Source organism: Micromonospora sediminimaris (genome assembly GCF_016863575.1).
GTDB classification, from domain to species: Bacteria; Actinomycetota; Actinomycetes; order Mycobacteriales; family Micromonosporaceae; genus Micromonospora; species Micromonospora sediminimaris.
This window is the reverse complement of record NZ_BOPD01000052.1, coordinates 24,567-33,388: the sequence shown is the minus strand read 5'-3', so window position 1 is coordinate 33,388 and position 8,822 is coordinate 24,567. Positions and strand designations below refer to the sequence as shown.

Here is an 8,822-nt window from a genome sequence, read left to right as displayed (position 1 = left end):
CCGCTTCGCTCCGTGCCGCCGTGAGGCACCACCGCACCGGGCTGAAGATTCGCTCGCTGCCGCTCGCTCACGACGACACTCCGCTTCGCTCCGTGCCGCCGTGAGGCACCACCGCACCGGGCTGAAGATTCGCTCGCTGCCGCTCGCTCATGACGGCAAAGCCTAGGGCAGAAGGTTGGGTCCGTCCCACCCGCCGGGGGGCGCGATCATTTACCGGGGTCAGGGGCGGCGCACAGCTCGTTCTTCGGACCACAACTGTCCTGGGGCTGCGGCACCGCGCCGCTGCCGGCGGGGCCCGGGTCCGCCCCGTCGGCCTCGCCCGGCGTGCCACCGGCCGCCGCGCCGAACCGGACGTACCCGATCTCCCGGCCCTCCCCGATCACCATGCCGGCGGGCCCCACGGCGAGGGCGTTCGCCGAGGTACGCAGCACGGCCAGTTCCCGCCCGGTCCGCGGATCGAGCGCGACCAGCCGGTTGGGCTTCTCGTCGGCGACGATCGCCGCGTACGGGGTGAGGGCCGCACCCGCCTTCTTCCCCGCCGGCCGGTTCCACCGGGTCCGCCCGGCACCGAGTTCGCGGGCGGAGACGGCACCGCCGTCGGCGGCACGCACCAACGCGTACCGGTCGTCGACGGCGAGCACCCGTTCGGCGTCGGCGGTGACCAGCAACAGCCGCCCGTCGTACCCGTCGAGGACCACCTCCCGGCCGTCCGGCGAAACGCCGAGCACCACGTTCCGGGCACCGTACGGGTCCTCCCGCTGCACGCAACCGGCGCTGTCGGCGGTACGGAGGTTGAGCCCCGACTGCTGCCATGCCTCCTGTCCGGTGGCCGAGTCCCGACCGGAGATCGCGTAGTAGCAACTGCCGTCCTGAGACCGGGCGGTGATGCGCAGCAGACGCCCACCGATCACGGCGAGCCGCTCCTCCCGGCCGGGTTCGACGTTCTGCAGCACCCGGCCGGTGGCGGTGTCCACCACGTGCACCCGCCCGTCGACCGGGAAGCCGAGCAGCGGCGGCACCGCCTCCGGGCCGGCCACCTCGCCGTCGATCCGGTTGCTGGTGAGCCGCCGGCTGTCGAGCAGATTCGGGTTGTCGGCGAGCAGGCCGGTGCTGACCCCGGGCAGGAAGGCGGTCCACAGCGGAACGGTGCCGCGCGGGTCCCAGGCGCTCAACGTGCAGTCGGTGGCCTCCACGCAGCGGGCGTCCAGCAGCAGGTTGCGGTAGGTCCAGACCGCCACCGCATCATCGTCGCGACGGCGGGTCACCCCGGTGGTGGGGTCGAGCACCTCGTACCCCTTGACCAGCAGTTTGCCCACGACGACCACGGCTTCCCGCCCCGCGCCGGTGACCGCGCTCCAGTCGGCCTTGCGCTCCCAGAGCTGCGTGCCGGCGGCCAGGCTGCGGGCCTCCACCCGGGTGCGCTGCTCGATCACGACGCTCTCACCGGCGATGGTGACGCTGCGCGGGGTGCCACCGATACGTTGCTGCCAGACCACGTCCGGCTGGGAGATCGGCTGGGGCCGGTTCATCCAGTCCCACATGGTGGGGAACGGGTTCCAGACTCCGGTAGCGGCGAGCACCACCACCGTGATCAGGCCGAGCAGCAGCCAGCTACGTACGCCGAGGCCGCTCCCCTTCGCCACCGGGACACGGTAGCCATCCGCGCCGAACACCGCCCGCACCGCCCCGCGTGTCGCACCGGAAAGATCGCGTGGGCGGCACCGCGAGCACGTTGGTCGACTCAGCGGTCAGCGGACACCACAGGAGCCGGCGTGGACTGCGCCGGAGGCGCAGGTGAGCGTCGGCCACCCGGGGCGAGGACAGGCCAGAGAAGCAGCGTCGCGATGATCGAAGCAGCCCCGGCACCGGCCATCACCAGCCCCGGCGCGAGCACCTCGCTGAGCGCGCCGGCCCCGGCGGCGGCCAACCCCTGCGCCGCCATCATGCCGGTGCTGACCAGGCCGAAAGCCTGCCCCCGGCGTACCTCGGGGACCGCGTCGAGGAACCGTCGGGCCAGCCCGAGCTGGTAGGCGAAGCCCGCGGTCGCCACCGCGAACAGGGCCGCCGCCGGCAGCAGCACCGGCCGGGCCAGGAACACCAGCATGGGTACGCCCAGCAGCAGGGCCAGCCACGGCGTCCAGCGTTCCCGCCGGGCGGGCGCGACGAATCGCCCCACCAACAGGTCGCCGACAAGCATGCCGCCCGCGCCCGCCATCAGCAGGATGCCGGCATTGGCACCCGGCCCGAGCCCGGCCGCGTACGGCACCGCCACCCCCTCGGCACCGACAAGCAGTGACCCCGGCAGCCACTGGGCGAGCAGCAGGCCACGGATCCGGCGGTCGGCCAGCAGCTGCCGGTTCACCCGCAGGGTCTCCCGGAACGCACCGGGCCGCGGGCCGGCAACCGCCCGGCCGGTGCGGGCGGGACGAGGCGCCAACCCGAACCGCACCAGCAATGCGGAGAGGCCACAGGTCGCCGCCGTCAGCCAGAGCGCACCGTACGGGCCGACCAGCCCCAACAGCAGGCCACCGACGGCGAACCCGGCCACCTGCGTACCCCCGGCGGCCACGGTGAGCAGCGAACGACCCAGCACGTACCGGTCACCGTGCAGCATCTCGGGCAGCAGCGCGGTACGCGACGCGCTGCTCACCGGGCCGAAGAGGGCCACGACGGCGACCAGGCCGAGCATCGCCGCCGGGGGGAGCAGACCCGTGGCGAGCACCGCCACCACGGCCAGTCGCACCAGGTCGTAGCCGACGATCAGGGCGCGGGCTGGCCACCGGTCGGCCAGGGCCAGCAGGAACAGCCCACCCAGCGCGTGCGGCAGGAATCCGGTGACGTACGCGAGGGCAGCCAGCAGACCGGATCCGGTGCGCTCGTAGACGAGCACGGAGAGGGCGAGCATCTTCACCGTCTCGCCGATAATGAAGATCCCGTAGCTCGCGAAGATCACCCGGAACTCGGCGACGGCGAAGACGTCCCGGAAGGTGGCCTGCCGGTCGGCCACCTTCGGCGCGTTCATGCTGGTGTTGTCCACGCCGACCAGCGTGGTGGCGCGCATCGGACCGCTCTATCCTTTCGCTGGAGAACGAAAGGTCGGGCGATGCGGATCGAGGTCACTCCGGCGGACGTGGCGGCCAGTCGGTACGCCATCTCGCCGCTGGGCGAGGCGGTCTGGGCGCTGCGCGTCCACGCCGGCCAGCACGCCGTGCCGGGGCTGGCCCCCTGGGTGGCCCGCACCCGATCAGTCTTCGAGCAACTGCGCCGGGACTACCCGGCGGTGGGCGCGCTGATGGCGCTGCTACGCCGGGGCGGCTACAACGCCGACTTCATCCAGCCGCCACCCGACGGCATCGGCCGCACCTTCTCCGACGAGCTGGCCGTGGTCCGGGCCACGCCGCTCGGGCAGGCCCGCGACGAACTGTCCCGCAACCTTGTCGGACTGCGCACCCCACCGGCGTACGCCCGCCGGATCTACGACTCGCCGGACGTCGTCGACCGGCTGGCCGACGCGATCGAGGCGTCCTGGATGGCGCTGGTGCAGCCGGACTGGCCGCGACTTCGGGCGGTGCTGGAACGGGACCTGGTCCATCGCGCGGGCCGCCTGCTCGCGTACGGCTGGGGGGCCGCCGTGGCGGATCTCGACCCGAGGCTGCGCTGGGTCTCCGGCGGCGGCCTCGGCGCGATCGAGGTGGCCGACCGCGACCCCCGCAGCTACTCGCTGGACGGGCGGGGCCTGCTCTTCATCCCCACGGTCTTCGGCATGATGATCAACTACGTCGAGCCGCCGTGGCCGTTCGCGATCGTCTACCGGGCCTCCGGGGTGGCCGAGCTGCTCGGGCCGCCCGACCCCGGCCGCCCCGAGGACGCGCTGGACCGGCTGGTCGGGCGCTCCCGCGCGGCTGTGCTGCGGGCGCTCGCCCTGCCCGCCACGACCAGTCAACTCGTCGTGCAGCTCGGGATGAGCCTGGGCGGCGTCGGCGACCACCTGTCCGTGCTGCGCGACGCCGGCCTGATCACCCGGGTCCGGTCCGGCCGATCCGTCCGGTACCGCCGCACCCCGCTCGGCGACGCCCTCACCGCCGACTGATCCGGCGCCCTTCCTTCACTGCACCGCCGAGCGCAGCAGCGGAAGGACGCGGTAGGGGATCTGCTCGGCGAGCGCGATGATCGTCGAGGCGCGGGTGATGCCCTCGTACGCCACGATCTGATCGATCACCCGTTGCAGGTCGGTGTTCGAACGGGCCACGATCCGGCAGAGCAGGTCGCCCGAGCCGGTGATGGTGTGTGCCTCCAACACCTCGGGAATCGCCGCCAGATGACGGGTGACCGGGTCGTGCCCGTGCCGCTGACTGATCTCCAGGGTGACGAAGCTGGTCACCGTGAAGCCGAGCGCGGCCGGGCCGAGATCAGGCCCGAACCCGGCGATGACGCCCCGCCCGACCAGCTTGTCGAGCCGCGCCTGGACGGTCCCCCGAGCCACGTGCAGCCGACGCGAGCACTCCAGCACGCCGATCCGGGGTTCCTCGGCGAGCAGTTCGATGAGTCGCACGTCCAGCTCGTCCAGCTGAGCAATCTGACCAGTGTTCATGCGTGGACACCATACCGTTTGTGCAACCTGACCAGCGTACGCCGTGAGGGTTGCCCAGTGCGCCCGGGCACCGCGATGCTCGGCACACAGCACACGATCCCGTCGGCCCACCAGGCCGGCCGGTACGCGAGGGAGGCCACCATGACCCAGGCGATCGACCGACCCCAGCCGACCGAGGAGGTGGACGTCGACGCTCTCGTCGGCGCCGTCGACCACGACACCAGCAAGGACCCGTTTCCAGTCAAGGGCCTCGACTACGTCCACTTCATGGTGGGCAACGCCAAGCAGGCGGCGCACTACTACTCCACGGCGTTCGGCATGACCTGCGTGGCGTACCGGGGACCGGAGCAGGGCTACCGGGACTACGCCGAGTACGTGCTGACCAGCGGTTCCGCTCGTTTCGTCTTGACCGGCGCAGTACGCCCCGACGCGCCCGGCGCCGAACACGTGACGAAGCACAGCGACGGCGTGATCGACATCGCGCTGGAGGTGCCGGACGTCGACGCGGCCTACTCGCACGCCGTCCAGCAGGGCGCGAACGGCCGGACCGAGCCGACCGACATGACCGACGAGCACGGAACGGTCCGCTTCGCGGTCATCGACGCGTACGGCGACACCCGGCACACGCTCGTCGACCGGTCCCGCTATACCGGTCCGTTCCTGCCCGGCTTCGTCGCCCGCGGCCCGATCGTGGACCGGCAGCCGATGATCGACGCCGGGGTCCAGCCGAAGCGTTTCTTCCAGGCGGTCGACCACGTGGTCGGCAACGTCGAGCTGGGTCGGATGGACGAGTGGGTCGAGTTCTACCGCCGGGTCATGGGCTTCACCAACATGGCCGAGTTCATCGGCGACGACATCGCCACCGACTACTCGGCGCTGATGAGCAAGGTCGTCGCGAACGGCACCCGCAAGGTGAAGTTCCCGCTCAACGAGCCGGCCATCGCCAAGAAGAAGTCGCAGATCGACGAGTACCTGGAGTTCTACCAGGGCCCCGGTGCCCAGCACATCGCCGTGGCCACCAACGACATCCTGGCCAGCGTGGACGCGATGCGGGCGGCCGGCGTCGACTTCCTGGAGACCCCGGACTCGTACTACGACGACCCGGAACTGCGCGCCCGCATCGGCGAGGTACGCGTACCGATCGAGGAGCTCAAGTCCCGCAAGATCCTGGTCGACCGGGACGAGGACGGCTACCTGCTGCAGATCTTCACCAAGCCGGTGCAGGACCGTCCGACGGTCTTCTTCGAGCTGATCGAGCGGCATGGCTCGCTCGGCTTCGGCAAGGGCAACTTCAAGGCGCTCTTCGAGGCCATCGAGCGGGAGCAGGAAAAGCGCGGCAACCTGTAACACTGTCGAGCGTGACCCAGCCACCCACGCACCCGACACCGCCGGCCGGCGAGCCCCCGGCCGGCGGTGCCGCGCCACCGGCCGGCCCACCCCAGGTTCCGGCACAGTGGGCGCCGCCCGTCCAGCCGCCGCCGGGACAGCCAGGTCCGCCGGGGTACGCGTCCCAGCCGCCCTGGCCGGTGGGACCGCCACCGGCCGGCTGGGCTGCCGGGCCGCCACCGCCGGTGCTGGGGCCGGGTGGGCAGCCGCTGGCCAGCTTCGGTGACCGGCTGCTGGCGTACCTGATCGACACCGCCGTCGTCGTCGCTGCCCTGTTGGTGGTGTTCGGGCCGCTTTTCGTGATCTTCATGGCCCGGATGCTGGCCGTGAATCCGGAGACCAACCCGGACGGCACCGTGGCGGAACCCGGGTTGTTCGTCGTGGAGATCCTGCTGCCGATGCTGCTGCTCCAGGCCGCGTCTCTCGTGATCATGTTCGGCATCTACTGGCTGTACCACGTCGAGTACCTCAAGCGGACGGGCCAGACTCTGGGCAAGAAGGTGATGGGCCTCCAGGTGGTGCCGCTCGACCCGACCGGCACCCTCGATCGACGGATGGCGGGGAAGCGATACCTCGTGGAGTTCGTGGGCGGGTCGCTGGTGCCCGGCGGCAGTTACGTCGACGGCCTCTGGCAGTTGTGGGACAAGCCCTGGCAGCAGTGCCTCCACGACAAGTTCGCCGGGACCGTCGTCGTTAAGGTGTCGAGGTGACTGAGCGCAGCGAGGCCTCGCCGTGAGCGTGGCACCCGGTTGGTACGTCGACCCCGCCGACCCGGAAACCCGCAGGTACTGGGACGGTGAGGGCTGGATCGGCGCGCCCATCCCGGTGGACGTCACGCCGCCCGAGGGCCCACCCGAGCCCGAGCCCGAGCCGGCGCCGGAGCCCACCTCCCCGGCGTCCGCCTCGGCACCGCCCGCAGCCGACCTGCCGTCCGGCGGCACCCCACCGGTCACCTGGCCGCAAGGCCCGCCGACAGGGCAGCCGGGCGGCGGAACGCCACCGGGTTGGCCCGGCGGTCAGGGATCTCCGGGCGCGCCGCCGGCCTGGCCGACAGGTGACACGCCGCAGGGGCCGCCGCCCGGCTGGCCGTACCCGACCTGGCCCGGACGCCCGCCGGCCCCCCGTCCGCACGGGATGCCGTTGGCCTCGTTCGGTGCCCGGCTGAGTGCCCGGTTGATCGACTTCGGCATCGTCCTCCTGCTCAACGCCCTGGTCAACGGCTGGTTCGTCTGGCGCTACCTCCAGGAACTCTCGGCGCCACTCGACGAGTTCTGGCGTCGGGTGCAGGACCAGGACCGCACCACCGACCCGTTGCCCGCCGCCGGTGATCAGGCCGGTGCGCTGGTCGTGACGATCCTGCTCATCGCCACCTCGCTCTGGCTGGCGTACGAGGTGCCGTCGATGGCCGCCAGTGGGCAGACGTTCGGCAAGCGGCTGCTAAGGGTCAGGGCGGTGCCGGTCGAGGCGGACGCACCACTGGGCTTCGGCCGGGCCCTGCGCCGCTGGAACACTCTCGGCCTGCCCACGCTGCTCTGGTACTGCTGCGGCCTCGGCCTGCTGCTCCAGCTGATCGACGCGCTCTCACCGCTCTTCGACCATCCGCTACGGCAGGCGCTGCACGACAAGCGGGCGCAGACCGTGGTGGTTCAGCTTCCGCGTACCCCCGACGACCGCGCCAACCCCCCGGGAGAGACCCCATGACCGACCGACGAGACCAGGCGGCGGTGCGGCTGACCCGCGCCGACCTGGACGCGCTACCCAACTACGTGCCCGGACGCAGCCCGGCCGACCTGGCTCGTGAGCTGGGCCTGCCCGAGGCCATCAAGCTGGCCAGCAACGAGGTGCCGTACGGCCCGCTGCCCGGTGTGGTGGAGGCGGTCACCGAGGCCGTCGCCGGGGCGCACCGCTACCCGGACATGGGCGTGGTCGCGCTCCGCCAGGCGCTCGCCGAACGGTACGGGGTGGACGCCGACCGGGTGGCGACCGGCTGCGGCTCGGTGGCGCTGGCCGAGCACCTGGTACGGGCCACCTGCCTGCCGGGCGACGAACTCGTCTACTCGTGGCGCTCGTTCGAGGCGTACCCGATCATCGCGGCGACCAGCGGCGCGACAAGCGTGCAGGTGCCCAACGACGCCGCGCACGGGCACGACCTGGCGGCGATGGCCGCGGCGGTGACCGATCGCACCCGGATGATCCTGGTCTGCAACCCCAACAACCCGACCGGCACAGCCGTACGCCGGGCCGAGCTGGACCGCTTCCTCGACGCCGTACCGGACGACGTGCTTGTGGTGATCGACGAGGCGTACCGGGAGTTCGTCACCGACCCGGAGGTGCCGGACTGGCTGGGCTATGCCGATCGGCCGAACGTGGCGGTGCTGCGCACCCTCTCCAAGGCGTGGGGTCTGGCCGGCCTGCGGATCGGCTTCCTGGTCGCGCAGCCGCAGGTGGCGGCGGCGGTCCGCAAGGTCGTCACGCCGTTCTCCACAAGCATGGCGGCGCAGGCGGGCGCGTTGGCCGCGCTGGCCCAGGCCGACGAGGTGCGCCGGCGGTGCGCGCTGGTGGTGGCCGAGCGCGAGCGGGTCGGCGAGGCGTTGACCAAACTCGTTCCCGGCGTGCCGGCCAGCCAGGCGAACTTCGTCTGGCTGCCGCTGGGTGACCGGTCGGTGGAGTTCGGCAAGGCATGCGAGTCGCGGGGCGTTATCGTGCGGCCGTTCCCTGGTGACGGGGTACGGGTCACCATCGGCACGCCGGTCGAGAACGACGCCTTCCTGGCGGCGGCCGAGGCCGCCCTGAGCTAGACCAGGCCGTACCGGGCCGGTCCGCCATCCCCCAGCGGACCGGCCCG

General features: G+C 72.1%; 8 protein-coding genes. 5 read left to right on the top strand and 3 right to left on the bottom strand.

The features are described 5' to 3' along the window. Window positions 1–206: 206 nt before the first annotated feature. Both Vse01_RS28240 and Vse01_RS28235 read right to left on the bottom strand, forming a co-directional pair. Window positions 207–1,643 (bottom strand): outer membrane protein assembly factor BamB family protein, encoded by a 1,437-nt coding sequence (locus Vse01_RS28240; protein WP_093403676.1) that lies wholly within the window; start codon window positions 1,641–1,643, stop codon window positions 207–209. Window positions 1,644–1,741: 98 nt separating this feature from the next. Then, window positions 1,742–3,022 (bottom strand): MFS transporter, encoded by a 1,281-nt coding sequence (locus Vse01_RS28235; protein ID WP_093403674.1) that lies wholly within the window; start codon window positions 3,020–3,022, stop codon window positions 1,742–1,744. 81 nt (window positions 3,023–3,103) lie between these two features. Between Vse01_RS28235 and Vse01_RS28230 the strand changes: the two genes are divergently transcribed. Then, window positions 3,104–4,090 (top strand): ArsR/SmtB family transcription factor, encoded by a 987-nt coding sequence (locus tag Vse01_RS28230; protein ID WP_093403294.1) that lies wholly within the window; start codon window positions 3,104–3,106, stop codon window positions 4,088–4,090. Between the two features lie 15 nt (window positions 4,091–4,105). Here the strand turns inward: Vse01_RS28230 and Vse01_RS28225 are convergent, their stop codons facing one another. Further along, window positions 4,106–4,591 (bottom strand): Lrp/AsnC family transcriptional regulator, encoded by a 486-nt coding sequence (locus tag Vse01_RS28225; protein WP_093403292.1) that lies wholly within the window; start codon window positions 4,589–4,591, stop codon window positions 4,106–4,108. 141 nt (window positions 4,592–4,732) lie between these two features. On the opposite strand from Vse01_RS28225, the gene hppD reads away from it, so the two are divergent. Genes hppD through hisC form a run of 4 tightly spaced genes read left to right on the top strand, consistent with a single transcriptional unit; the run spans window position 4,733 to window position 8,775 of the window. Continuing rightward, complete coding sequence (gene hppD, locus Vse01_RS28220; protein ID WP_093403673.1) at window positions 4,733–5,938, top strand: 4-hydroxyphenylpyruvate dioxygenase; 1,206 nt, start codon at window positions 4,733–4,735, stop codon at window positions 5,936–5,938. 11 nt (window positions 5,939–5,949) lie between these two features. Beyond that, the gene (locus tag Vse01_RS28215; RefSeq protein WP_093403290.1) at window positions 5,950–6,687 is read left to right on the top strand and encodes an RDD family protein; all 738 of its coding nucleotides are present in this window, start codon (window positions 5,950–5,952) and stop codon (window positions 6,685–6,687) included. A gap of 22 nt (window positions 6,688–6,709) precedes the next feature. Beyond that, the gene (locus Vse01_RS28210; protein WP_093403289.1) at window positions 6,710–7,678 is read left to right on the top strand and encodes an RDD family protein; all 969 of its coding nucleotides are present in this window, start codon (window positions 6,710–6,712) and stop codon (window positions 7,676–7,678) included. After that, on the top strand, window positions 7,675–8,775 hold the full coding sequence (hisC, locus tag Vse01_RS28205; RefSeq protein ID WP_093403287.1) for a histidinol-phosphate transaminase: 1,101 nt from the start codon (window positions 7,675–7,677) through the stop codon (window positions 8,773–8,775). Before Vse01_RS28210 ends, hisC begins: the two co-directional genes overlap by 4 nt. Window positions 8,776–8,822 lie beyond the last annotated feature (47 nt).